19 protein-coding genes and 1 pseudogene are annotated in these 23,737 nt (G+C 61.6%); 9 read left to right on the top strand and 11 right to left on the bottom strand.

Annotated elements, in window-relative coordinates:
- Nucleotides 1-232 precede the first annotated feature (232 nt).
- From NKH59_RS25430 to NKH59_RS25455, 6 genes are all read right to left on the bottom strand, one after another.
- A complete protein-coding gene (locus NKH59_RS25430; protein WP_353023449.1) occupies nucleotides 233-2,014 on the bottom strand; it encodes an NAD(P)-binding domain-containing protein in 1,782 nt (593 codons plus the stop codon).
- A 139-nt stretch (nucleotides 2,015-2,153) separates the two neighbouring features.
- The gene (locus NKH59_RS25435) at nucleotides 2,154-4,187 is read right to left on the bottom strand and encodes an aldo/keto reductase (protein ID WP_352820761.1); all 2,034 of its coding nucleotides are present in this window, start codon (nucleotides 4,185-4,187) and stop codon (nucleotides 2,154-2,156) included.
- Nucleotides 4,188-4,243: 56 nt separating this feature from the next.
- Entirely contained in the window at nucleotides 4,244-5,341 is a 1,098-nt protein-coding gene (locus NKH59_RS25440; protein ID WP_352820759.1) for an ABC transporter ATP-binding protein, read from the bottom strand.
- An 8-nt stretch (nucleotides 5,342-5,349) separates the two neighbouring features.
- Entirely contained in the window at nucleotides 5,350-6,201 is an 852-nt protein-coding gene (locus NKH59_RS25445) for a carbohydrate ABC transporter permease (protein WP_023675945.1), read from the bottom strand.
- The gene (locus tag NKH59_RS25450; protein WP_254817930.1) at nucleotides 6,198-7,058 is read right to left on the bottom strand and encodes a carbohydrate ABC transporter permease; all 861 of its coding nucleotides are present in this window, start codon (nucleotides 7,056-7,058) and stop codon (nucleotides 6,198-6,200) included. The genes NKH59_RS25445 and NKH59_RS25450 overlap by 4 nt, the downstream gene beginning before the upstream one ends.
- Before the next feature lie 203 nt (nucleotides 7,059-7,261).
- Nucleotides 7,262-8,533, bottom strand: a complete 1,272-nt coding sequence (locus tag NKH59_RS25455; protein ID WP_023675947.1) for an extracellular solute-binding protein — start codon at nucleotides 8,531-8,533, stop codon at nucleotides 7,262-7,264.
- Nucleotides 8,534-8,639: 106 nt separating this feature from the next.
- Here NKH59_RS25455 and NKH59_RS25460 point away from each other — a divergent pair, with 106 nt between their 5' ends.
- The gene (locus tag NKH59_RS25460) at nucleotides 8,640-9,512 is read left to right on the top strand and encodes a helix-turn-helix domain-containing protein (protein ID WP_352491733.1); all 873 of its coding nucleotides are present in this window, start codon (nucleotides 8,640-8,642) and stop codon (nucleotides 9,510-9,512) included.
- A gap of 9 nt (nucleotides 9,513-9,521) precedes the next feature.
- Here the strand turns inward: NKH59_RS25460 and NKH59_RS25465 are convergent, their stop codons facing one another.
- Together NKH59_RS25465 and NKH59_RS25470 are read right to left on the bottom strand one after the other, a co-directional pair.
- Nucleotides 9,522-10,760, bottom strand: coding sequence for a M24 family metallopeptidase (locus NKH59_RS25465; RefSeq protein ID WP_352834892.1), 1,239 nt, complete (start codon nucleotides 10,758-10,760; stop codon nucleotides 9,522-9,524).
- 187 nt (nucleotides 10,761-10,947) lie between these two features.
- On the bottom strand, nucleotides 10,948-11,286 hold the full coding sequence (locus tag NKH59_RS25470; RefSeq protein WP_023675950.1) for a hypothetical protein: 339 nt from the start codon (nucleotides 11,284-11,286) through the stop codon (nucleotides 10,948-10,950).
- A 401-nt stretch (nucleotides 11,287-11,687) separates the two neighbouring features.
- Between NKH59_RS25470 and NKH59_RS25475 the strand changes: the two are divergent.
- The 4 genes and pseudogenes from NKH59_RS25475 to NKH59_RS25490 all read left to right on the top strand — a co-directional run.
- Nucleotides 11,688-11,995: pseudogene (locus NKH59_RS25475) on the top strand (ferritin-like domain-containing protein); the annotation flags it as partial.
- 490 nt (nucleotides 11,996-12,485) lie between these two features.
- Nucleotides 12,486-13,700 (top strand): glycosyltransferase family protein, encoded by a 1,215-nt coding sequence (locus NKH59_RS25480; RefSeq protein WP_352450264.1) that lies wholly within the window; start codon nucleotides 12,486-12,488, stop codon nucleotides 13,698-13,700.
- Nucleotide 13,701: 1 nt separating this feature from the next.
- Nucleotides 13,702-14,946, top strand: a complete 1,245-nt coding sequence (locus NKH59_RS25485; protein WP_352834889.1) for a glycosyltransferase — start codon at nucleotides 13,702-13,704, stop codon at nucleotides 14,944-14,946.
- Entirely contained in the window at nucleotides 14,943-16,121 is a 1,179-nt protein-coding gene (locus NKH59_RS25490) for a glycosyltransferase family protein (RefSeq protein WP_352834886.1), read from the top strand. The genes NKH59_RS25485 and NKH59_RS25490 overlap by 4 nt, the downstream gene beginning before the upstream one ends.
- 212 nt (nucleotides 16,122-16,333) lie before the next feature.
- On the opposite strand, the gene NKH59_RS25495 is transcribed toward NKH59_RS25490, so the two are convergent.
- Nucleotides 16,334-17,002 (bottom strand): class I SAM-dependent methyltransferase, encoded by a 669-nt coding sequence (locus tag NKH59_RS25495; protein ID WP_352470917.1) that lies wholly within the window; start codon nucleotides 17,000-17,002, stop codon nucleotides 16,334-16,336.
- A gap of 85 nt (nucleotides 17,003-17,087) precedes the next feature.
- Here NKH59_RS25495 and NKH59_RS25500 point away from each other — a divergent pair, with 85 nt between their 5' ends.
- The 4 genes from NKH59_RS25500 (at nucleotide 17,088) to NKH59_RS25515 (ending at nucleotide 21,769) form a co-directional block, all read left to right on the top strand.
- A complete protein-coding gene (locus NKH59_RS25500; protein WP_352470896.1) occupies nucleotides 17,088-17,453 on the top strand; it encodes a hypothetical protein in 366 nt (121 codons plus the stop codon).
- A 17-nt stretch (nucleotides 17,454-17,470) separates the two neighbouring features.
- Nucleotides 17,471-20,185, top strand: a complete 2,715-nt coding sequence (locus tag NKH59_RS25505; protein WP_352770398.1) for an ABC transporter transmembrane domain-containing protein — start codon at nucleotides 17,471-17,473, stop codon at nucleotides 20,183-20,185.
- Nucleotides 20,186-20,342: 157 nt separating this feature from the next.
- Nucleotides 20,343-20,792, top strand: a complete 450-nt coding sequence (locus NKH59_RS25510) for a cyclic nucleotide-binding domain-containing protein (protein WP_023675957.1) — start codon at nucleotides 20,343-20,345, stop codon at nucleotides 20,790-20,792.
- A 122-nt stretch (nucleotides 20,793-20,914) separates the two neighbouring features.
- On the top strand, nucleotides 20,915-21,769 hold the full coding sequence (locus NKH59_RS25515) for an MBL fold metallo-hydrolase (protein WP_352834883.1): 855 nt from the start codon (nucleotides 20,915-20,917) through the stop codon (nucleotides 21,767-21,769).
- A 1-nt stretch (nucleotide 21,770) separates the two neighbouring features.
- Here NKH59_RS25515 and NKH59_RS25520 read toward each other — a convergent pair whose 3' ends face one another.
- A complete protein-coding gene (locus tag NKH59_RS25520) occupies nucleotides 21,771-22,595 on the bottom strand; it encodes a polysaccharide deacetylase family protein (protein WP_352834881.1) in 825 nt (274 codons plus the stop codon).
- Nucleotides 22,592-23,680 carry a glycosyltransferase family 4 protein gene (locus NKH59_RS25525; RefSeq protein ID WP_353023451.1) on the bottom strand — a complete coding sequence of 363 codons (1,089 nt, stop codon included), beginning with the start codon at nucleotides 23,678-23,680 and terminating at the stop codon, nucleotides 22,592-22,594. The genes NKH59_RS25520 and NKH59_RS25525 overlap by 4 nt, the downstream gene beginning before the upstream one ends.
- Nucleotides 23,681-23,737 lie beyond the last annotated feature (57 nt).

A 23,737-nucleotide genomic window follows, 5' to 3' on the forward strand; every position in this document is an offset into this window, starting at 1 on the left:
TTCCCATCAGCCATCGCATCAAGAAATGCGCCTGGAACGACGACTATCTCATCAATGCCATCACTCATATGCGATAGCCCTGCCCCTCGAGGGGGAGATGTCGCCGAAGGCGACAGAGGGGGTCGGTTCGACCGGGCTCGTCTTCCTGCAACGGATGGAGGCTGGCGCTCGACGCGCGGCGACCCCCTCTGGCCTGCCGGCCATCTCCTCCTCAAGGGGGGAGATCACAGCTTCACCGCCCCGCCGCTCCATAAACCGGCGTCGCAATGCCTTCCATCCTCGCCTTGATCTGCAGCGCGACGTACTTCGAATAGAAGCGCGACAGCGCCAGATTGCCGCCGTGGAACCACAGCGCTTCCTGTGCCGTCGGCTTCCACATGTTGCGCAATTCGCCTTGCCATGGACCCGGGTCGCCTTTCACGCCCGAGCCAATCCCCCAGCACGGGCCGACCTTGTTGGCGACTTCGCGCGAGACGATCGCCGCCACCGTTTCGTTCATCGAGAGATAGCCGGTGCAGGCGATGATTGCGTCGGCCGCCAGTTCGGTGCCGTCGTCGAAGAGGATGCCTGTCTGCGTCAGCGACTTGATCCCGACGCCGCTGCGGATGCCGATCTCGCCGTCGATGATCAGGTCGCAAGCGCCGACATCGATGTAGAAGCCCGAGCCGGTGCGGTAGGCCTTCATCAGGAGCCCGGTCTCGTCGTCGCCGAAATCGATGGCGAAGCCGGCGCCGCGCAAACGATCGTAGAAGGCCGCGTCGCGCGCCTTGATGATGTCGTAAAGCGCCCGCTGGCCTTGCGGCAGCAGCGCGAACGGCGTCGAGGCGACGATCATGTCGGCCTTCTCGGTGGTGATGCCGCGGGCCAGCGCCTTTTCCGAAAAGATCTCGAAACCGATCTCCATCAGCGTGTCCGACTTGACCACCGTCGTCGGCGAGCGCTGGACCATCGTCACCTCGGCGCCGCTCTCCCAGAGGTCGACGCTGACGTCATGGCCGGAACTTGCGGCGCCGATGACGGCGACCTTTTTGCCGCGGAATTTCTCGCCGCTGGAATACTGGCTGGAATGCAGGATCTCGCCGTTGAAGACATCGGCACCCGGCAGGTCGATGCGCCTGGGCGGGCCATAGGCGCCGGTCGCAAAGACGATATGCTTCGGCTTTAGCGTGATGCGCTCGCCGGCGCGATCGAGTTCGACCGTCCAGACCCTTTCGGTCTCGTCATAGGACGCGCTCACGCATGTCGTGGAGGTCCAGTAGTTGAGCTCCATGACGCGCGTATACATCTCCAGCCAGTCGCCCATCTTGTCCTTGGGCGTGAACACGGGCCAGTTCTCGGGAAACGGTATGTAGGGCAGATGGTCGTACCAGACCGGGTCGTGCAGCACGAGCGAGCGGTAGCGATTGCGCCAGGAATCGCCGGCCTGAGCGTTCTTCTCGATGACTATGGCCGGCACGGCCAATTGCCGGAGCCGGGCGCCCAGCATGATGCCGCCCTGGCCGCCGCCGATGACCAGGCAATAAGGCTGCTGGCCGGCGCCGAGTTCACGCGTCTCGCGCGCCCTCGCCTCCAGCCAGGTCTCGCGCTCCGGATCGGCCTTGTGGCGGACACCCAGCGGCCGCGCCGGGCCCTTGCGCTCCTCAAACCCCTTGAGATCGCTCATCGCGCTAAACAGTGTCCGGCATTTGCCGTCCCTGAGGCGCATGATGCCTTGGCCCCACGCCGATGACGTCTCGAAAGAAAACCAGGCTTCGATCGTGCCTTCGTCCGAAGTCGCTTCGCCGCTGAGCTGCCACCGGGCAGGTTTTGTCGTTGCCAGCGTCGCCGCCAGCATGTCGCGGATCGCGACGCGGCCCTCCATCGTCCTGACGTTCCAGGTGAAGGTCAAGAGATCGCGCCAGTAGCAGTCCTCGACGAACAAATTGGTTGCCGCCTCGACGTCGCCGGCCTCGAGCGCCCGGGCAAAGGAATCGAGCCAGGTGGCAGCCTGTTTCGTCGGTGCGATGTCGAGCATCTGTCTTGCCTAACTTCCAGTGGCCTTTGCGCTGACCTCATTCTTACCCTTTCCCGGTTCTTTGCGGGAGAGGGTAAGGGCCGTGCAAACAGTCCGGAAGCTAAGGGCGCAGCGTAGGCCGAAGCGACTGCCGCTGCCGTCAGGCCCGCGCGCGGGCCTGATCCGAACCGCTATCCAGCCATGCGAGATCGTGCGGCGAAAGTGAGATGTCGAGCGCCTGGAGGCTGTCTTCCAACTCGTCGAGCGTGCGCGGCCCGATCAGCGGGACGGACGGAAACGGCTGCGCCAGCACATAGGCGAGCGCGACGTGGATCGGGCTTTTGCCCAGCCGTTTGGCGAGCTCGATGGCGCGGTCGCGACGGCCGAAATTCCTCTCCGAATACCAGACCCGGACCAGCTCCTCATTATCGCGCCGGTCGCGCCCGGCGCGGTCGGTGAAGAAGCCGCGGCCCTGGCTCGACCAGGCGAAATTCGGCATCTGTCGGGCGGCGAGCCAGGCCTTCCATTCGTCGCTGGAGGAGGTGACGCAGCCTGCCCAGATCGGCTCCAGCATCTCGGCCAGCGAGAAATTGTTGGAAAGCGCGCCGGGCTTCTGCTTGCCGGTGCGCTCGGCATAGGCAATCGCCTTGTCCATGCGGTCCATCGTCCAGTTCGAGCCGCCGAACGGACCGCGAATGCGGCCGGCCTTGACCTCGCGGTCCATCGCATCGACGAACTCGTCGACCGGCACGTCCGGATTGTCGCGGTGCATGAAATAGACGTCGATATGGTCGGTCTGCAGCCGTTCGAGCGACTGAGTGAGCTGCTTGCCGATGACGTCGGGATAGCAGAGCGGCGAGTGCGCGCCCTTGCCGATGACCACCGACTGCTCGCGCACGCCGCGGTTCTTCAGCCACTGGCCGAGCAGCGTCTCGGTATAGCCGGAACCGTAGACGAAGGCGGTGTCGAACAGATTGCCGCCGGCCTCGAAATAGGCATCGAGCAGGATGGCGCCCGACGAAAAGGTGCGGAAATCCTCGAAGCCGAGCGCCAGGCACGAGGCCGGCCGCGGCAGGCCCGGAATGCTGCGCTTGGGGATGGCGGTTCCGCCGGAGCGCAGCTTCCGTCCGGAGATCGTGTTGACGCGCTTTGCCGGTTTCTCGATGTCGTATTCGAGCCCGATTGCGGCCCGCCATTTGTCGAGCACGCGCAGATTGCCGAGACTGTCGGCCCAGCCCATGCCGGGCCAGGCGAACTCCTGCTTTCCGCCGAGAATGGCCTCGCCGGCGGCGTCGACCTCAAATGCGTACAGCCAGCCGTCCTCCGTGACCTCGACCACCTCGGTGTCACCCGGACGGATGATGCGGATTTCGCCGGTGCCGCCTTGCTGGCCGCCGGCATACCAGAAATCCGCCACCTCGATGCGGCCTTTGCTGCCGAGAATACGCAAGACATTGTCCTGAGCGAGCGAGATGCTGCAGGACACTTCCGCGACGATGCCGCCCGGAAAATGCAACAGCGCCGACGCCCATTCGTCGACGCCGGATTGGCCGAGATGCGCAGCGCCGACGACTTTGTCCGGCTCGGCGAAGGGCTTTCCCACTGCTGCGCCGGCAATCAGCCGCGCCATCGAGACGGGATAACCGCCGACATCGAGAATGCCGCCGCCGGCGAGATCCTTGGCGTAAAGCCGGTGCTCCGGCATGAAGCCCGGCATGGCGAAGCCGAAGCTGGATTTGATCATCTTGATGTCGCCGATCGCGCCGGCCCTGATCAGCTCGACCAGCTTGGCCGTCTGCGGATGCAGCCGGTACATGAAGGCTTCGCCGAGAAAGGTGCCGGCCTTGCGCGCGGCATGGATCATGGCGTCGGCTTCGAATGCGGTCAGGCCAAGCGGCTTTTCGCAAAGCACGTGCTTTCCGGCCTCGGCCGCCTTGATCGCCCATTCGGCATGGCTCGGATGCGGCGTCGAAATATAGATCGCGTCGACATCCGGATCGCCAACCAAAGCCTCGTAGCCGTCCAGGATGCGGGCGCCGGGGAAAGCCTCGGTGAGCCCCGACTTGCCGGGATTGCGCGCCCCTAAGGCGACCAATGTGCCGGTGCGCGAATGGGCGACGCCCCCGGCAAAAGCCTTGGCGATGTTGCCGGGCCCGAGAATGCCCCAGCGAACTTTTTCTGGTTTGGACGTCATGTCAAATCTCCGTGGGGTGGCCGCGAGCAATCGCGATCGGACAAAAGAAAGATGGGTTAGCGAATGCGTGCGCCGGTGGCGTCGAAGAGAAGCGAGCGGTCGGCTTTGATCGACACCACCAGGTCGTCGCCGTTCGCGCGATGCCGCGAGGCCTCGCGCTCGATGATCAGTTCCTCGCGTCCGCCACCGGTACCGGAATTGGCATAGACATAGCTCACCGATCCCAAGTGCTCGGCGACGTCGGCCTTGAGGGTAAGGTCGCAATCGCCCTGGCCGGCGTCGAAGAAATGCTCCGGCCGCACGCCAAGCACAACATCGCCGCCTGTTGCAGGCAAGGCATCCGAAAGCGGCTTGCGCAGTCGCGCGCCGCGATGATTGACCAGTTGGACGACCGCCGCACCGTTGTCGGCCCCGACCATTTTTGCCGCCAGGAAGTTCATTTTCGGCGAGCCGACGAAGCCGGCAACGAAGCGGTTGGCGGGGTCGTCGTAGAGATCGAGCGGCGCGCCGATCTGCTCGATATTGCCGGCGTTGAGCACAACGATCCTGTCGGCCAGCGTCATTGCCTCGGTCTGGTCGTGCGTCACATAGACCATGGTAACGCCGAGTTCCTTATGAAGGCGCGATATCTCGACGCGCATCTGCACCCGGAGCTCGGCATCGAGATTGCTGAGCGGTTCGTCGAACAGGAACACTTGCGGCTCACGCACGATGGCGCGGCCGATGGCGACGCGCTGGCGCTGGCCGCCCGACAATTGCCGCGGCCGCCGCTTCATCAGCTCGGCGATACGCAGGATTTCGGAAGCCCGCTTCACCCGCCGCTCGGTATCTGCCTTGGGGTTGCCGGTCATTCTCAGGCCGAAGCTCAGATTCTGCTCGACCGTCATGTGCGGATAGAGCGCGTAGGACTGGAACACCATGGCGATGCCGCGATCGGCCGCCTCGACGTCGTTCACCACCTTGCCGCCAATGGCGATCTCGCCGTCGCTGATGTCCTCGAGTCCGGCGATCATCCGAAGCAGCGTGGACTTGCCGCAGCCGGAAGGGCCGACGAAGACGACGAATTCGCCGTCATCGATGTCGATATTGGCACCGTGGACGATCTCGAAGACGCCGAAGCGCTTGATGACGTTTTTGAGTGTGACTGCCGCCATGCTGATCCTTACTTGATGGCGCCGGCGGCGATGCCGGCAACGAAATGGCGCTGCAGAAGCACGAACACGACGAGCATTGGCGCCGTCAGCATCACCGCGCCCGCCATGATGCCGCCCCAGGACACCTTGGTGAGACCGATCAGCGTGCCGAGCGCCACGGGCGCGGTCATCGCGCCCGGCTTGGAATTGATCAGCAGCGGCCAGAGATAGTTGTTCCAGGAGGCAAGGAAGAGGATGATGGCGAGCGCCGCCAGCATCGGCCGCGCCAGAGGCAGTGCGACGAACAGGAATATCCGCCATTCCTTGACGCCCTCGACCTTGGCGGCGTCGAACAGCTCGTGCGGCATCATCGAAAAACTCTGCCGCATGAAGAGCACGCCCAGCGAATTGAACAGCGGCGGCACGATCAGCGCCACCCAGGTGTTGGCGAGCTTGAAGTCGCGCGCCACCATGATGAATTGCGGGATCAGCACGACCGCATAGGGCAGCGTGATGGTGCCGAAGATGATGGCGACGACCATGCCCTTGCCGAAGAAGTTGTAACGCGCCAGCGCCCAGCCGGCCATCGAGGTCAGCATCACCGACAGGAAGGTATAGGTCACCGCCACCGAGACGGAGATGCCGATGGCGCCGATGAAATTGGTGCCGCGCTGCAGATTGCTGACATTGTCGAGGAAATTGCCATGCGGCAAAAGCTCGATGTCGGGGCTGAAGATGCCGTTGTCGGGCATCGTCGAAAAAACCACCATCATCCATAGCGGAAACAGCCAGACCAGTGCCAGCGGCGTCAGGAACAGATGCAGCGCGATGCTGCGTCCCAATCTGGCCTGGGAGCGGCTGACTCTTGAGTGCGAGGTCATTTCGGTTCCCTCGTCAGCCATATCTGCACCAGCGAAATGGCGATCGCCAGCCCGGCCATGGTGTAGGCGACGGCCGAAGCGTAGCCGAAATTGAGCGACCGGAAGCCCTGGCGGTAAAGCAGCAGCCCGAGCGTTTCGGTGCCGCCGCCCGGCCCGCCGCGCTCGGTGATCAGGAAGGGCTCGGTGAACAGCTGCATGGTGCCGATGATCGACAGCACGGCGCAGAACACGATGATAGGCTTGAGCAGCGGCAACGTGATGTAGAAGAACTGTTTGACCTTGCTGACCCGGTCCAGGGTCGCCGCCTCGTAGACATCCTCGGGAATCGACTGCAGGCCGGCGAGCAGGATGATGGCGTTGTAGCCGGCCCAGCGCCACGTCACCGCCATCATGATCACCGCCATCGCCGGGGTGACGTTGGTAAACCAGTCGACACTGGGCAGGCCGATGCTGTTCAGCAATTTGTTGATGATGCCGTAGTCGAGATTGAACATCAGCCGGAAAACCGCCGAATAGGCGACCTCGCCGACCACGACCGGCGCGAAGAAGGCAAAGCGGAACAGGCCACGGGCCTTGAGCAGTGGCGAATTCAAAAGCACCGCCATCACAATCGCCAGCGAAATCATCACCGGCACCTGGATGACAAGGATCAGCAATGTGTTCTTCAAGGCATTGAAGAAGGCCGGATCGCCGATCAGCCGGCCCCAGTTGAAGGTCGGCGCGAAGCGCCACGGCACGGTGCGCGTCGCCTGGAACGAGATCAGGAAGGAATCGATGATCGGCCACAGCCAGAAGATCGAAAAAATCAGCAGATACGGCGCGAGGAAGCGATACGCCGTGGCGTTCTGGTAGCGCATCGTTTCCTCCTTTCTGCTTTCAAGTTCTTGCCTTCTCCCCTTGTGGGAGAAGGTAGATCGGCGCGTAGCGCCGAGACGGTTGAGGGGTGATGGCCGGAGTGCCGCCGGCGCCAAGCTGGAGCACCCCTCATCCGTCGCCTTCGGCTCCCCTTCTCCCACAAGGGGAGAAGGGGAGCCGCGCGCTCGGAGCCGCCTCGTCTAGATCACGACTTGACGGGCAGGCCGGTCGCCGCGGCGATCTGGCTTGCGGCATCGTCGAGCGCTGCCTTGGCGTCGGGATAGCCGCCGGCCAGATATTTGGTCTGCACCGCGCGGATGATGATTTCGGCGTCGCTCTGGAACGGCGTGCCGCGGCTGGGGACGACCTTGGGCAAGGTGCCGAGGATGTCCTTCCACACGGCTTGGCCACCCCAATAGGGCAGGCCCTCGGAGACATAAGGGTCGTTGAGCGCCGAGATCAGCGACGGCACCAGGCCGAAGCCTTTCAGCATGGTGATCTGGCCCTCATTCGTCGCAAGCGTGTATTTCAGATAGGCGTAGGCGGCTTCCTTGTTCTTCGACACCGAGGTGATGGCGAGCGAGGAGCCGCCGAGATTGGCGGCGCGCGGACCGTCGGCGGTCAGGCTCGGCATCAGATAGACGCCCCATTTGCCTGCCCCATCGGGCGATTCGGTGCGCACGGTGCCTTCATACCAGCCGCCATACATCTGCGTGGCGACCTTGCCGGCGGTGTTGTTGGTGATCTTGGTGCTCCAGTCGGCAGAGGAAATGATGCCGGCGTCCTTCATCTCCTTGATCTTGGTCATGGCATCGACGCATTTGGGCTGGTTGACCGTGATCGATTGCCCGTCGGCGGAGAAGTAGGCGCAACCCTGCTCGTTGGAGATCATGCGGAAGAATTCGGAATCGCCGTTGAAATCGGCGTTGGTCATCGTGACGCCGGGATTGGCGGCCTGGATTTTCTTGGCGGCGGCGATGAAGTCGTCCCAGGTCTTGATCGAGGACGGATCGACGCCAGCCTTCTCGTAGAAGTCGCGGCGGTAGAACATCGCCACTGGACCGGAATCCCAGGGCATCGCATAGGCCTTGTCGTCAACCTCGAGCTCGGTACGCTTGAAGTCGGGGAATTTTGCCTGGTCTTCCGCGGTGTAGCCGAGCGTATGCAGGTCGACGAAGCAATCCGGGAACTGGCTCCAGTAGTTTTCGGCTTCGCCGTTCTCGATCGTAACGATGTCAGGCAGCCCCTCGCCGCCGGCGGCACAGCCGGCGATTGATTTGTCGTAGGTCGGCTGGTTGCCAAGGTCCTCGACCGTCACCTTGATGTCGGGATACTGCTTGTTGAAGCCCGCTATGGTGGCCTTCAGCGACGAAGCGGCGATATTCCAGCTCCAGATCGTGATTTCACCGGACTGCGCAAAGGCCGGGCTGGAGCCCAAGGCAAGCGCGAGCGCGGCGCAGGTCAATTTTATGCGCATTGAAATCCTCCCATTTCAGTTGCTCTCTGTTTGCGAGCGTGGCTAGACTAGGCCTCGGGAAAGCCTTGTCCGCGACAAAGGGAATAAGAAATGAGCGGAAAGTAAGATGCCGGAAAGGCCGTTTTACCAGCCTGGCGCCAGCAGCGTGGAGGGCCTGCCGCTGCTGCTGCAGATGTTCCACACCCAGCCCCTGGTGATGCTAAAGCCGCATTGGCACGCCCAGGTCGAGGTGAATTTCATCGTGCGCGGCGCCGTGCATTACCGCATGGACGGGCACGGGCTTTCGCTTTCTGCGGGTGACATGTGCCTGTTCTGGGGCGGCCTGCCGCACCAGATGGACGAAGCGTCCGACGATGCCATCTATGCCGGCGCGCATTTGCCGCTGGTGCATTTCTTCCGGCTGCATTTGCCCGTCGATGTCCGCAACAGGCTGATGACCGGCGCGACGCTGGTGACCGACGCCACCGACCGGTCGGACGACCACAATTTCGAGCGCTGGAATCGCTATGCCCGCTCCGGCGACCCGGTCAAGGCCGAGCATGCCGTCAACGAGCTTTTGCTGCGGCTGGAGCGGGTGCGCTTCGAGCCTTACCGGCTGGTGCCCGAAACCCCGGTCGAACAGGAGATAGGCAGTCCCTTCGATCAGCAATCGCTGCGCAATGTCGGGCGCATGTGCGACTTCATCGCCGAGAATTTCCTCTACGAGATCGATTGCGTCGACATCGCCGCGGCGGCCGATATCCATCCCAAATACGCCATGAGCATATTCAAGAAATCGACCGGCATGACGCTCAATGAATATGTGAACTTGCTGCGCCTCAGCTACGCGCAGGCGCTGCTGATGCATCAGGATGCCAATGTGCTGCGCGTCGCCATGGAATCGGGCTTTGGCTCGCTCAGTGCCTTCAACAAGTCGTTCCGCAAGCTTTCCGGCATGTCGCCGTCGGATTTCCGCAGGGGCGTGGCCAGCGCCAGATAACGGCTGGATTCAAGCGATAATATCCAGGCGCCTCGGCAGGCGGTTCATCGGCGACGGCCCGTTGGCGGTGATCAGGAACTGGTCCTCGAGATTGAAGCTGGCGAGACCGTCGATGTAGAGCGGGATTTCGAATGCCAGCACCATGCCGGCCTCGATCACGACATTGCTGTCGGCCGAGATGAACGGCCATTGCTCGGAAAACACGGAATTGCCGACGCCGTGGCCGAAATGGCCGCGGCGATAGGAACGCAGGCCCTGGCGCGCCAGGCTTTCGCTGGCGGCGCGATGCACGGCGGCTAACGGCTTTCCGGGCATAAGCGCGGCAAGCCCGTCGGCGAAGGCGCGTTCGGCTATCGCATGCAATTCGGCCTGTTCGGGCGACGGCGGCCCGAAGGTGAAATTCCGCGACATATCCGAGGCATAGCCGTTCACGCTGCACACCATGTCGGCCTTCAGCGGATCGCCGGCGGCGGCGACGACGTCGGCGCCTTTTGGGCGAGCGCCCAGCGTGACGTATTCCGCCGTCGAGATTTGCTGCGACGACCCGGCGGCTGCATCCGCGACGCCTTGCCGGTAAAGCGCGACCAGCTCAGACTGACGCATGCCGGTCGTCGCATGCTGCTGCAGCCGCGACAGGCCGGCTTCCGACAGGGCGATGCCCTGCTGCAGAAGGTCGATCTCGCTCTGCGATTTGATTGCCCGCAGCCTGTCGAGAACCGGCGAGCCGTTGACCAGGGCAGTGCCCGGCAACATTGCCTGCATCGCGGAAAAATCGCTGGCCGAGACGAAATCCAGCTCGATGCCGAGCGTCGCACGCTCCAGCCCGAATTCTGCGAGGATCGTTTTCAGCTCGCGGACGGAGCGGGCAAGCTCGAAGGTCGCCGGACGTGAAAAACCGGGGGCGCGGCCAACCAGGCCGGCCTCGATGCGCTGCGCAACAGGCCGGTCGGCCGTCGCCGGCTCGAGCGACGCCGATTCGATCCAGATCGCATGCGTGCGCAGCACGGCGCCGGCCATCGCCGCCCGGAGCCGGGCAGCCTGGAAATCCGCCACCACGACGCCGAGCGGCAGGTCGCCTCGCTTGGAAATAACGACGAAACCGGCACCGGCCCGCCGGAACAGGCCGGCCGGGCCGATCCAGGCACCGGTGGCATATTGGAACGCCTCGGGCTCGCAAAGCACCAGCGCCTCGATGCCGGCGCGCTGCATCAGGTCAGTTGCGCGCTCGCGGTCGACAAAGCCGGCCATGGGATCTCCTCGAATGCACTCGAATCCGACGCCGATGCGGCGTCGTTTGGCCTTAGCGTAGCTTCAGTGCCGCCGTGGAGCAGCTTTTTTCTGGAAGCGCTGTTCACCTTGAGAGTTCGTCGTCGGGAAACGAAAAAGCCGCGGCGAACCACGGCTTTCAACGCGACAAGTGGTCTGTTTGGAATGCTTACTCGGTTTCGTCAGAGGTGTCGTCGGCAGTGTCTGCCGCGTCTTTCGCGGCCTTCCTGTCCAGCGCTGCCTGCAAGGCCAGCGTAGCCTGCGGTGAGGCCGGTGTCGTGGCAACGACCGCCATTGCATGAGCAACGCCGGTCGTCGACTTGTCCTTGGCCGCGGCGGAAGTGGCGGCTCCGTGTCCCTGCGAGCCGGCCCCGGCCGAGTTTCCGCCGTTACCGTTGCTGCCGCCATTGCCGTTGCCATTGCCATTGCCCCCGGGAGCAGCGAGTACCGGAGATGCGACAAGGGTGAGAGCGGCTACAGTCGCGAATAGACAGGTGCGCGTTTTCATAGTTCCTCCTTCGAGTCGCCCTCCCGCCAGGATGGGTTTCAGATGAAAAACGTCAGGACTTTCGAATCCGAAAGTCGGCTGTTACCTAGCTTTGTTCAAATACAGTATTCTACAAGACGGACCTTGGTCCGAAATCGATACGCAAAAGTCCTGGATTTTATCGACAGCGTACTTCGGACGACCGCAGCGGCGGGATTTTTGCTGCCGGCAGATCCGGCGCCGCTACAGCGCAGTGTGCGTCGGCTGACATCAGGCTAGGGTCGAGGAAACCTAGTTGCTCGACCATCGGTGAGATCATTCAAGGCGATTGAGAAACATTCCACATCTTCTGAAGTTGGGAGCGCAGGTGCGCTTTTGAGGTGCCAAAATGTTTGATGCCGGCGGGCTTTTGGGAGGAAGCCATGATCCGCGTCACGCCTGCATTTCGTGTTTCGCGCCGCCGCGCGTTGCAGTTTGGCCTGGGAGCAACGCTCGCTTCGGCCACCGGCCTTGCCCCGGTTTCCCGGGCCTATGCACAGGATGAGGTCAAAGGCGAAGACATTTTTTTCCGGTTCGCCCTCAATCTCGAATATATATGGAAGCCGAATATTACCTGCGCGGTACAACCGGAAAAGGGATCGAAGACTCGGATGCTGGCCCGAAGGCCGGCGCTGTCGTTGGCGGCAAACAGGTCAGCTTTGACACGCCTGCAATCGGCGAGTTCATGCGCCCATGGCGTCCAAAAAGCTAGTGAGTTCAATTGGCTCGCCCGAAAAGAGTCGAACTCCTGACCCCTAGATTCTGGTCTGAGAAGTCAAGATCTAGGCGGTTCGAACGCGTCCCCTACTCCGTCAACGCTCCGGCTTCCCACCGCCAAGGCACATCATGGTTTAGGAGCTTGGCTTAGACGCTCGAAGTGAAGTACCCAGCCCATATCTTATTCCATTCTGGAGTTTCCACGTTTTTCGCAGCGGTCAAGGCCGCCGAGAATCCGAGATGGTCAATACCAGTGAAATGATGCAGGTTCTTCTGGACCACGTGGCAAGCAGGCCGCTGAGCAGACGTAGCTTCCTGGTTTCAGCATATGGACCCTCTTTGTAATACGAATTGAAAATTGCGCCCTCATGTTTCAGAACAGGTCGGTAGACCCGCGAGGATGATTTCGAATCCTGCGGGTCGCTCACGGTCCTCAAGGCGAGAATTCTAAGAGACGTTCAACAATGACCCAGCACGCAGAAAACGCTCGAATTCTCATGTACAGCCACGACACGTTCGGGCTCGGCCATTTGCAGCGCTGCCGGACTATCGCGCATTCACTGGTCGAGGATTTCCGCGGACTTCAGGTGCTCATCATTTCGGGTGCGACTATAGCTGGCGCCTTCGATTACCGCGCCCGTGTCGACTTCGTGAAGATCCCCAGCGTCATCAAGCTGCGCAACGGCGAATACACCTCGCTGGAAAAGGACATCGATCTGCATGAGACGCTAAGGATGCGCCAGTCGATCATCCGCCATACAGCTGAGACCTTCCGGCCCGATATCTTCATCGTCGACAAGGAACCGCTCGGCCTGCGCGGTGAGATTGAGGACACGCTGTCCTACCTCAAGACGCGGGGCACCACGCTGGTGCTTGGCCTGCGCGAGGTGATGGATGCGCCGCATCTGCTCGAAGCAGAGTGGGCACGCAGAGACGTGATGCGCAAGATAGGCGTCTTCTATGACAAGGTCTGGGCCTATGGTCCGCCGGATTTCTACGATCCGTTGACGGGCTTGGATGTGCCCCCGGCTGTCAGGGCAAAGATGAGGTTCGTCGGGTTCCTGCAACGGAGCCTGCAGCGGAACGAGTTGCCCGGCCACCGGCCCGAGGGCGACTATATCCTCGTTACTACCGGTGGCGGCGGTGACGGCGCCGATCTGATCCACGACGTCATCGATGCCTATCAGCAGGATCCGCAATTGCAGCATAGAGCCCTGATCGTGCTTGGGCCTTACATGCCGGCGCGCAAGCGCAACAAGCTGCTCAAGAAGGGGTCCAAGATCCCTTACATCAAGATCATCGAGTTCGACAACCGCATGGAAGACCTGATTGCCGGCGCCAAGGCGGTAGTGGCGATGGGCGGCTACAACACCTATTGCGAGATACTGTCTTTCGACAAGCCGGCGCTGATCGTGCCGCGCGTCGAGCCCCGCCGGGAACAACTGATCCGCGCACGGCGCGCAGCCGAACTCGGCCTCATCGAGATGCTTTTGCCGGAAGAAGCCGAGGATTCCCGGCGGTTTGCTGATGCACTGAAGGTGCTGCCGGACCGGCCCCGCCCATCGCAGAGCAATCCGCATCTGACGCTGGAAGGGCTGCCTCATATTTCCGAAATCGTTGCGGAACTGCTCGACCGGCGGGCCGGCCATCACCTTTCGGTCATTGAAGGAATGACCTGAGTTGCAACATCGCAAGATCGTCGTGGTTCTGAAGGGTTATCCGCGGCTGTCCGAAACCTTCATCGCGCAGGAACTGCTCGGTCTTGAGCGTGCGGGGTTCGACCTGATACTCGTCGCGCTCAGGCGGCCGACCGACGAAAAACGCCACCCCGTGCATGACGAGATCAAAGCGCCCGTCCATTATCTGCCGGAATATCTGCATGAAGAGCCGCTGCGCGTGCTTCGCTCGCTGTTTGCCTATGTGCTGCGTCCGGGCTTCTGGCGCGCGCTCGGATCGCTGGCTGCCGATATGCCCCGCGACTTTACGCGCAATCGCGCGCGCCGCTTCGGGCAAGCGCTCGTGCTGGCGGCCGAATGGCCGGAAAACGCGGGCTGGCTGCATGCACATTTCGCGCACACGCCTGCATCGGTGACGCGCTATGCCAGCCAGCTTCGTGGCCAGCCCTGGACCTGCTCTGCCCATGCCAAGGACATCTGGACTTCGGCGGACTGGGATCTGGCCGGCAAGCTTTCCTCGGCGCGCTGGACGGTCACCTGCACGAAAACCGGCTTCGATCGTCTGAAAAAACTCGCTAACGGCAACTCGTCTGTGCATCTGAGCTATCATGGGCTCGACCTTGATCGCTTCGGCAGTTTCGGCGAGGCGCGAAAGCAGCATGACGGCTCGGCTCCGGACGAACCGGTTGTCGTTCTGAGTGTCGGGCGCGCCGTTGAAAAGAAAGGTTACGATACGTTGCTGGAGGCCCTTGCCCTGTTGCCCGGCGATTTGGCGTGGCGTTTCGAGCATATCGGCGGCGGCGAAGAACTGGAACGGTGCAAGGCGCTGGCGCAAAAGCTCGGCCTGGATGGTCGCGTCTCTTGGAAAGGCGCGCTTGCGCAGGAGGAGGTGCTTGAGCACTACCGCCGTGCCGACATCTTCGCCCTGGCCTGCAGGATCACCGCAACTGGCGACCGCGACGGTCTGCCGAACGTTCTGGTGGAGGCGGCTAGCCAGCGGCTTGCCTGCGTGTCGACCGATATTTCCGGCGTGCCGGAGCTTTTATCGCCGGATGAAACGGGGTTGCTGGTTCCGACGGAAGACCCGATTGCCCTGGCACAGGCGCTGGAGCGCCTGATCCGTGATCCCGTGCTCCGCGACCGCCTCGGCGACGCCGCAGAGCGGCGCGTGCGCGGCAATTTCGATCATATGGCAAGCATTGGACAGCTCAAGGAACTGTTCGAGCGGGAGTGGCGGGCCGCCGAATGAAGCGGCTGCGCGCTTTCTTCTATGTCCAGCACCTGCTCGGCATCGGCCATCTCGCGCGCGCCAGCCGCATTGCGGCGGCTCTGGTCGATGACGGGTTTGACGTTACCGTCGTGACCGGCGGAGCGCCGATCGCCGGGTTTCCGGGACTGGGTGTACAATCTGTAACTCTGCCACCTGTCACCTCCGGTGATGAAGGATTTTCGGGACTTGTCGACCTGCAAGGCAACCCGATCGACGATGATTTCAAGAAATGGCGTTCAGAGATGCTGCTGCAGGCATTCCGGGATTGCAGGCCTGATATCGTCATTGTCGAGGCGTTTCCATTTGGACGCCGGCAGATGCGTTTCGAACTCTTGCCGCTGATCGAGGCCATCGACGCGACGTCGCCCAGACCGCTGCTGGCGACGTCCGTCCGTGATATCCTCCAGGAGCGCGTCAAGCTGGGCCGAAACGAGGAAACGGTCGATCTCATCAACGGGCATTTCGATCTTGTTATGGTCCACGGCGATCCGGCTTTCGCAACCATCGACAAGACATTTCCACTGGCTGGGGCGATCAGGGCCGAGGTCACCTACACGGGGCTCGTTGCCGCGCCGCCGTCGCCCGCGGCCTCCGAGCGCTTCGACGTTCTGGTGTCAGTTGGCGGCGGGGCTGCCGGAAAGAGCCTTGTCAGATCCACCATCGCAGCGGCGCGGAATGCCAACAACGCTTGGAAATGGTGTTTGATCACCGGCCCAAACCTGCCGAAAGACGAGTTTGACGCGATCGCACGCGATGCCACGCCGGGCCTGTCCATCTTCCGGTTCCGCGAGGATTTCGCCAGCCTGCTGACCGGCGCCCGCCTGTCAGTCTCGCAGGCGGGTTACAACACGGTCTGCGATGTCCTGCGCGCGGGCTGTCGCTCCCTGCTCGTCCCATTTGCAGCCGGCGGGGAAACCGAACAGACGGTTCGCGCCCTGATGCTCGAAGAACTCGGTCTTGCAACGGTGCTGATGGAAAAGGACCTGACGCCTGAAGGTTTGGCGCAAGCGGTCGAACAAGCGCTTGTGGAACCGACGCCATCTGCGCATCGTCTCGATCTGGAAGGCGCGCGTCGCTCCGCGCAAATCCTGCGCGAGCGGCATCGAACATGGTCCCTAAACGTGGGGCCCGGTTTCGGAAAAGTTCATGATTAAACAGACGATAGATCCTAGAGCGGTTCATCGTTTCACGCAGAACCGCTCTGTCTCTTTGTTTTGACGCAATTCCGGACGGAAAGCCGTTTCCACACTTTCCTGCAAATGCCCTAACGCGCGTCGCGTCTGGTGAGATTCGTGCGACGCGCTTCAAGTCCTGTTTTTATGCGTGTCGTTGGCCCAAACCGCTACGCGCTTTTGGGCGAAATGCATTAAACAGTTCCAATCAGCATGAAGCGCGTATAATTTTTTGTCGGCAGTTCGCCGGAGAACCGCACCTCCCGTAGCGCCGCCATTTCCTCGAAGGCTGCAAGCGAAGCCACGCAGTTGATGTGCGTCGGCTCGCTGAAATAATCGTTCGATTGCAGCAGTACATTCGTGCCCGGCGGAAGCAGAGCAAGCCAGGCGCGCAGATCGGCTATGTGTTCGCAGCTCGTATTGATCATCAGATCGGGCCGCCCGGCCGCATAGTCGAGTGCGTACATATCTGCCGTCAGCGCCCGGAACCGGTCGCCGGCTTCCCGGTTGAGGGTCCGGGCGACCGGCGCGACTTCGGGATCGATGTCGATACTATCGACCGCCGCGATGTCGAAGCGGGCGTCGTTGAAAAGCATTGCCGGCAATACGCCGTACCATCCACCCAGAACCCATATGCGTCCGAAGCGGCCGCCGCCGCTTTCGAACAGCCTGTCGAGCGCCCACATCTTGCAGGCGACCTGCTTGTGGTTGAAGGCGTTGGCGATATCGGCCTTCGGATGCTTGGCGACGACCCGCGCCAGCCCTGCCACGAGAGGGCAGTTGACATAAGCAGCAATTCCCCGCGTGAGGTCTAAGGCTTGCTCGTGCCAGTCCATGGCATTGCGTGGTTGCGTGACATCCATCATAATTCGTCTTGTATGTTGGGATTTTGGGCGACACAACGCAATCTTGCCTCCCGCAAGACTGTTTGATTCCGCGGACGTGATCATGCTGCAAGCCGCTTGGCTATTGCCCGGTGCCGGAGAGAGCCTGTTGCATCTGTCCGGATCATCGGCGTCCATCCGCCAGCACCAGCCGCGCAGCTGCGGCCTCGTGCCGCTCGGCTGTTCGCCAAAGCCCTACGAAAGCCGCGGACCGTTTGGCCAGCCGCTGTCTTCGCCGATCAACAATGCCCATGTCGATGCCATCGACCATGCGTCGGAACTGGATCGCGCCGCCTCGCAGGTTTCTTGCATCGTTGAGCGCAGGACAATGTCCGTGCACAGCAGCTTCGAGCTTGTCGTTGGCGATGAAGAAATTGCCGATACGCCATTCGCCAGCAGGTGCTTTTACATCCTGCATCCTTCCAACTGAAGGGTCCACAGTCGCATATGGAAGCCAGCCTAGCCCGCTATATCTGGACGCACACCAAGAAGCAGCAACTCTGGATATTGATGATCGTCGTGCTTTCGATGATCCCGTATTTCATGTCCTTCGACCTGCCGAAGCTGATCGTCAACGGACCGATCCAAGGTCGCGGCTTCGAGCAACCGGGCGCGACCCAGCCATTCATGAGGCTACACTATAACCTGCCGTTCGTTGGAGAGGTCCAGTTCTTCTCCGGTTTTCAGCTCGACCGCAAGGAGACCCTGTTTGCCCTGAGCCTTGTGTTCCTCTTGCTAGTCGTCATCAACGGCCTGTTCAAATTCTACATCAACACCTACAAGGGCCGCCTCGGCGAACGCATGCTGCGGCGTATCCGCTTCGATCTGGTCGACCGTGTGCTGCGTTTTCCGCCGGTTTATTTCAAGCGGGTGAAATCCGCCGAAGTGGCGACCATGGTGAAGGACGAGGTGGAGCCGCTGGGCGGCTTCATCGGCGACGCCTTCCTGCAGCCGGTACTGCTCGGCGGCCAAGCGCTGACGGCCATGCTGTTCATCATGATCCAGAACGTCTGGCTCGGAATGATAGCGGTCGTGATCGTGGCGATCCAGATCGTGCTCATCCCGCGAATGCGGCGGCGGCTGATCGTGCTCGGGCGCCAACGGCAGTTGACGGCGCGCGCGCTTTCGGGCCGGGTTGGCGAAATCGTCGACGGCATCGGCGCGGTTCACGTCCACGATACATCAAACTACGAGCGCGCCGACATAGCTGCCCGGCTCGGGCTCATCTTCAAGATCCGCTTCGATCTTTACCAATGGAAATTCATGGTGAAGTTCCTCAACAATTTTCTCGCGCAGCTCACGCCCTTTCTGTTCTACATGATCGGCGGGTATCTGGTCCTTGAGGGGCGGCTGGACGTCGGCCAGCTCGTGGCCGTGATCGGCGCCTACAAGGACCTGCCCGGACCGATGAAGGAACTGATCGACTGGGATCAGGATCGGCAGGATGTCCAGGTCAAATATCAACAGGTCGTTGAACAGTTCACCGTCGAAGGTCTCATCGCGCCGAAAATCGGGGCATTGACGATCGACGATCCCGATCCGATGACCAAGCCGCTGTCGGCGATCAATCTGTCCGTAGCAGACGATGGTGGTGCAATGCTCCTCAACCGTATCTCCCTCCAGGTCAAGCCGGGTGAGACGGTGGCACTGGTCAGTACCGCAACAGGTGGAGCGGAGGCGCTTGCAGAAGCCTTCGCGCGGCTGACCTGGCCGGACAGCGGAAGGGTCGCTTCGGGCACCGACGACCTGCTTGAACTCCCCGAAGCAGTAACCGGCCGGCGCATGTCGTATGCCTCGTCGGATGTTTTCCTGTTCCAGGCAAGCCTCCGCGACAACCTGCTCTACGGGTTGAAGCATGCGCCGCTGACATCGGTGCCTTATGACGGTGCTGCGGCAGATCAGCAACGCTGGAACATTCACGAGGCGCGCCGGTCGGGCAATCCGGATCTTGATATCCACAGCGACTGGATCAACTATGCTTCCGCTGGCGCTACCGGCCCGCACGACCTCTTTGAAGCCGTGCGCCGGGTGCTCGACGCGGTTGTTCTGTCGCGTGACATTCTGGATCTCGGCTTGCGCTCTTCGGCCGACCTCACGCGTCACACGGAGCTTGCCAGGCGGATCGTCGAACTGCGTGCGGCGCTGCGGACCCGGCTGGAACAAGAGGGGCTGAGCGGACTGGTGGTTCCTTTCGAACCGGGCGCCTACAACAAGGAAGCAACGATCGGCCAAAACCTGCTCTTCGGCGCTGCCGCCGGCCCTGAACTGGCCGACAGGGCCCTGGCGGCCAATCCCTATTTTGCTTCCGTGCTGAGGCAAGCCGGCCTCGACCGAACGCTCTACGAAATGGGCTTGGAGATCGCCAAACAGGCGATCGAGCTGTTTGCCGACCTGCCGCCCGATCACCAGTTCTTCCAGCAGCTCGCCTTCATGAGCGCGGAGGAGATACCCGCCTACGAAACCTTGCTGCAACGGCTCAAGAACCGTCCCTACGAGGCGGTTTCGGAGAACGATCGCGCCATGATCGTTACCTTGAGCTTTGCCTACATCGAGCCCCGGCACCGCTTCGGCCTGCTGAGCGACGAGCTGATGAGCAAGATCGTCGCTGCACGCAACCGGTTCTATGAAGACCTGCCGCCCGAGCTGCACAATGCGGTCGAACGGTATGATCCTGCCAAATACATTGCCGCGGCCACCGTCATGGATAATGTCCTGTTCGGGCGTGTGGGCAACAATCATCCCGACGCGCCCGACCGCATACGCTCCATCGTCTATGACATTCTTGACGAACTTGGGCTTTATGGCGAACTTCTGGATGTCGGCCTGGACTTCAACGTCGGCTCCGGCGGCAGGCGGCTGACCGGTGGACAGCGACAGAAGCTCGATGTTGCCCGGGCCTTGCTCAAGCGTCCCGATTTTCTCATTCTCAACCGGCCGCTGTCGGCGCTCGACCAGCGCATGCAGGATAAGGTGCTGCGAAATGTGCTCGAGGAAGCCAGGCGCGACGGCCATTCGCCGGCAATTGTGTGGGTCGTGACGAATCCGGCAATGGCGATGATGTTCGATCGCGTTATCGTCTTCGACTCGGGTCAATTGGCGGAAGACGGAACACACGAGACACTTTTGGCAGGGAACGGTATCTTCAAGGAACTGTTGTCATAGAGCAACGGACATTCAGATGGGATCATTCTGCCGGTGCACGACATCGGGCTCGCCACCTTTCGCGTGGTTTGTCTCGCCATCCCGGAAAGAGAATTGATTCCATCTGGGCGTCCGTTGCTCTAGTCTGGCAAACGCGAATTTTGGAAGGTTTGCGACAATGCTGCTCAAGGATGAAGTTGGAATGCTGCAACGCGTTCCCTTGTTCTCTGCCATCGAGCCGACAAAGCTCAAGCTGCTTGCGTTCACATCCGATCGTGTGAGCTACAGCGCCGGCCAGATCCTTTTCCGGCAGGGCGACGAGGGAGACGCCGCCTATGTCATCCTTTCAGGCAGGGCGGATATTCTTGTCGATTCCGACAGCGGACCGATAAAAGTTGCCGAACTGGAGCCAAATTCGATCGTTGGCGAGATCGCCATATTGTGCAACAGCTCCCGCACTGCCACCGTCAGAGCGGCAAGTCCGCTGGAAGCCCTGAGAATCCGCAAGGATCATTTCCTGAGGCTTATGAGGGAGTTCCCGGAAATGACCATCGAGATATTGCGGGTTCTTGCCGATCGCCTAAGCCATACGACCGCGGATCTCATCGACGCACGAAGCGCCAAATAACGAAGGACGTGCGCTCGATCCTCGCCGTCGTGACGGCACTGTCCTCTCGCTGAGAAGATCACCCGGAGAAAGCCTGTCTCGCCTAGCAGCAGTTGTTTGGATATGATGGGCGAAGGGGTAGCATGGACGACAACGTTTTCCAGGTCAGGTTTTGGGGTGTCCGCGGCAGCATTTCGGTATCAGGGCCAGAATTCTCTCGCTATGGCGGCAACTCAATCTGCGTCGAGATGCGATGCGGCAAGCATACGCTTCTGTTCGACGCAGGCTCTGGCCTACGGCCTGCCGGCGCGGCGCTTCAGGCGTTGGGCGTGACCGATTTCGACCTGCTTTTCACCCATTGCCATTACGATCACATCATCGGGCTGCCGTCTTTTGCGCCGATCTATGACCGGGGCGCCAAGGTTACGCTTTGGTCCGGGCATCTTGCAGGACACATGACGACCCGGCAGATGGTCGATGAGTTCATGCGGCCGCCGTGGTTTCCGGTGAAATTGGAGGCCTGCAAGGCAAGCCTCGACTATCGCGATTTCGTATCCGGAGACGTGCTTCGCCCGCGCGAAGGGGTGGTGGTCCGAACCGGCAGTCTTATGCATCCGGGCGGCTGCATAGGCTACCGGGTCGAATGGGGTGGCGGCGTCGTGGCGGTGATCACAGACACTGAGCACGACCCGGACAAACTCGATCAGACGGTGCTCGGCCTGATCGAAGATGCCGACCTCGTCATCTACGATTGCACCTACACCGAGGAGGAAATGGAACGCCGCCGCGGTTACGGGCACTCGACGTGGCAACAGGGCGTCAAACTCTGTGAGGCGGCAGGTGCGCGGAGGCTTGCGCTGTTTCACCACGATCCGACACGCACCGACAAGGAACTGGACAAGATCCAGAAACTGGCCAAGGACAGGTTTACCGGCGCTTTTGCCGCGCGGGATGGCCAGACGCTCAACATTCCAGTCTCATTGCGCAAAAAGCGCTGAGCTATTTTCCTCTATCTCTTTGTCTTGACGCAATTCCGGACGGAAACCGTTCACACTTTCCTGGAATTGTTCCACCGGCGCTGCGCCCGATCAATGTCCTGATCGGAAGCCATGCGCAGGCTTCAGTCTGTGCGGTGACTGTGAACAGCCGTTCGAGGAAGAGCCAGGCCGATTCATCATGTACGAGATGGTGGGTGAGCAGGCCCACCGGTTCGCCCCTATCGAATGCATGCTGCAAGTGCGCGATGATAGCCTGAACCAACAGGCCATGATCGCGGCACCCGCGCGTGCCATGCCAATCCATGATGTCGACATTGCTGTTGATGACCGCAAGTGAAGCCGGCATTGGCGGCCCGTAGACCGACAATGCCGAAAATCCTATCGATCCAAGGTCGGATACCAAGCCGGCGTCGATCCTGTTCCAGGGTGGCACCAGCATCGGAACGGCACGTGCGCCGTGCAGGCCGGTTACGTGCGCCAGCCCGCGAGCCACATCATCGAGCACCGCCTCGCGTGGCCGATGCGCGCCGAGCTCCTGCTTCTTCTGGCCCTCGGGCGCATGATTTCGGTGCGCCCAGCCATGGATGGCGACCGTGGCATGCGGCGCCTCGTCAAGCCGAACGACAAGCTTCTCGTCAGTCAGGGCGGGAATGACGGCCAGAGTCACCGGAACCGCGAATTCACCAGTGAGGTCGAGCAACCGATCAAGCGCAGGCGTCGGATCCACGGCGTCATCGTCGCGCAGCCAGAACTCTGCCTTACGGTCCGCCCGTTGCCGGCTCGCCAGTTCCTCCACCAAGGGTTGCCAGATCTGATCGGATGTCATGAGACCGGGATCTTTGCAAGAAGTTCGGCCAGACGCGCCGCCGCAGCACCGATAGAACGTTCTTCGAGGATGAAACGTCTGGCTTCTGCGGCCATGATGGATCTTTCGTCGTTACGGGCCAGAAGCCTTTCAATGGCAGAAGCGAACGCCGCCACATCGCCCGGCGGGGTGAGAAACCCGGCCTGGCCATCCCGCACGACCTCCGGCACGCCGGCGATGTCCTGAGCCACAACCGGAAGGCCGGCGGCCTGTGCTTCAAGATAGGCAACGCCATAGGCCTCGCCGAAACCCGGCCAGACGTAAATTCCCCCACTGTAGAGGACATCCGGCACGGCGGCTGACTCAATCGCGCCAAGCCATTCGATACGGTCGGCGGGCAAGCCGGCGAATTGCGCTTTGATCTCCTCGCGGGCAGGTCCGTCCCCGACGACCGACATCGTCCAGGGCAGGTGACCGATCGAACCGAGCGCCTGCGCCAGCATGCCATAGCTTTCGACTTTGTCGCCCGGGCGCATCATGGCGACGGTAACGAGGCGCGACGGACAACCCCGCGCCGGCGTTTCCCGGAATAGCGATGTGTCGATGAAGGGCGAAAGCATGCCGAAAGCGGCGTCGGGTACCGCATCTGCCAGTCCCTGACGATCCCTTTGCGTGAAGCAGATGTTCAGCGCCGCCTGTTCGACGGCTCGCGCCACCAACGCTTGCGTATCGGCCCACAAACCGGTGTTGCGCCGCCTCGAATAGGAGGCTTCCGCTGTCACATAGGGGACACCAAAGGCCAACGCCAGTTCGGGCCCGATCAGGTCGGGTGCCTTGTAATAGGGATGATAGGTGAACCACAGATCGGGCTTGCCGTCACGATCCCAAAGCCTTGCCAGCCGCGCGGCTTCCTCCCGGGCCTCGATCTTGAGCGCATCGAAACTTTTCGAATCCGGTTCGCGTAGATAGAAGCGCAATTCGGATGCCAATTCGACGCTATGCCTTCCATGCTCCAGTGCCTTGACCAGCATCCGTGCCATCTGGCGGTCGCCGGAGGCAACGGGATGATTGGGCGACTTCAGCGGCGCGTAGAAGGCAATTCGCATCGCCGGACCCTATCATCGGAAAGCCTGCGCAAGTCAATTTCGAAGCATGATCGACTT

The sequence above is a fragment of the Mesorhizobium sp. M0998 genome (assembly GCF_040318885.1).
In the GTDB taxonomy this organism is placed as follows: domain Bacteria; phylum Pseudomonadota; class Alphaproteobacteria; order Rhizobiales; family Rhizobiaceae; genus Mesorhizobium.

Coding starts and splice junctions, on each gene's coding strand:
- NKH59_RS25430 (WP_353023449.1), bottom strand. CDS start 2,014: ATGCTCGACATCGCACCGACGAAACAGGCTGCCACCTGGCTCGATTCC.
- NKH59_RS25435 (WP_352820761.1), bottom strand. CDS start 4,187: ATGACGTCCAAACCAGAAAAAGTTCGCTGGGGCATTCTCGGGCCCGGC.
- NKH59_RS25440 (WP_352820759.1), bottom strand. CDS start 5,341: ATGGCGGCAGTCACACTCAAAAACGTCATCAAGCGCTTCGGCGTCTTC.
- NKH59_RS25445 (WP_023675945.1), bottom strand. CDS start 6,201: ATGACCTCGCACTCAAGAGTCAGCCGCTCCCAGGCCAGATTGGGACGC.
- NKH59_RS25450 (WP_254817930.1), bottom strand. CDS start 7,058: ATGCGCTACCAGAACGCCACGGCGTATCGCTTCCTCGCGCCGTATCTG.
- NKH59_RS25455 (WP_023675947.1), bottom strand. CDS start 8,533: ATGCGCATAAAATTGACCTGCGCCGCGCTCGCGCTTGCCTTGGGCTCC.
- NKH59_RS25460 (WP_352491733.1), top strand. CDS start 8,640: ATGCCGGAAAGGCCGTTTTACCAGCCTGGCGCCAGCAGCGTGGAGGGC.
- NKH59_RS25465 (WP_352834892.1), bottom strand. CDS start 10,760: ATGGCCGGCTTTGTCGACCGCGAGCGCGCAACTGACCTGATGCAGCGC.
- NKH59_RS25470 (WP_023675950.1), bottom strand. CDS start 11,286: ATGAAAACGCGCACCTGTCTATTCGCGACTGTAGCCGCTCTCACCCTT.
- NKH59_RS25480 (WP_352450264.1), top strand. CDS start 12,486: ATGACCCAGCACGCAGAAAACGCTCGAATTCTCATGTACAGCCACGAC.
- NKH59_RS25490 (WP_352834886.1), top strand. CDS start 14,943: ATGAAGCGGCTGCGCGCTTTCTTCTATGTCCAGCACCTGCTCGGCATC.
- NKH59_RS25495 (WP_352470917.1), bottom strand. CDS start 17,002: ATGGATGTCACGCAACCACGCAATGCCATGGACTGGCACGAGCAAGCC.
- NKH59_RS25500 (WP_352470896.1), top strand. CDS start 17,088: ATGCTGCAAGCCGCTTGGCTATTGCCCGGTGCCGGAGAGAGCCTGTTG.
- NKH59_RS25505 (WP_352770398.1), top strand. CDS start 17,471: ATGGAAGCCAGCCTAGCCCGCTATATCTGGACGCACACCAAGAAGCAG.
- NKH59_RS25510 (WP_023675957.1), top strand. CDS start 20,343: ATGCTGCTCAAGGATGAAGTTGGAATGCTGCAACGCGTTCCCTTGTTC.
- NKH59_RS25515 (WP_352834883.1), top strand. CDS start 20,915: ATGGACGACAACGTTTTCCAGGTCAGGTTTTGGGGTGTCCGCGGCAGC.
- NKH59_RS25520 (WP_352834881.1), bottom strand. CDS start 22,595: ATGACATCCGATCAGATCTGGCAACCCTTGGTGGAGGAACTGGCGAGC.
- NKH59_RS25525 (WP_353023451.1), bottom strand. CDS start 23,680: ATGCGAATTGCCTTCTACGCGCCGCTGAAGTCGCCCAATCATCCCGTT.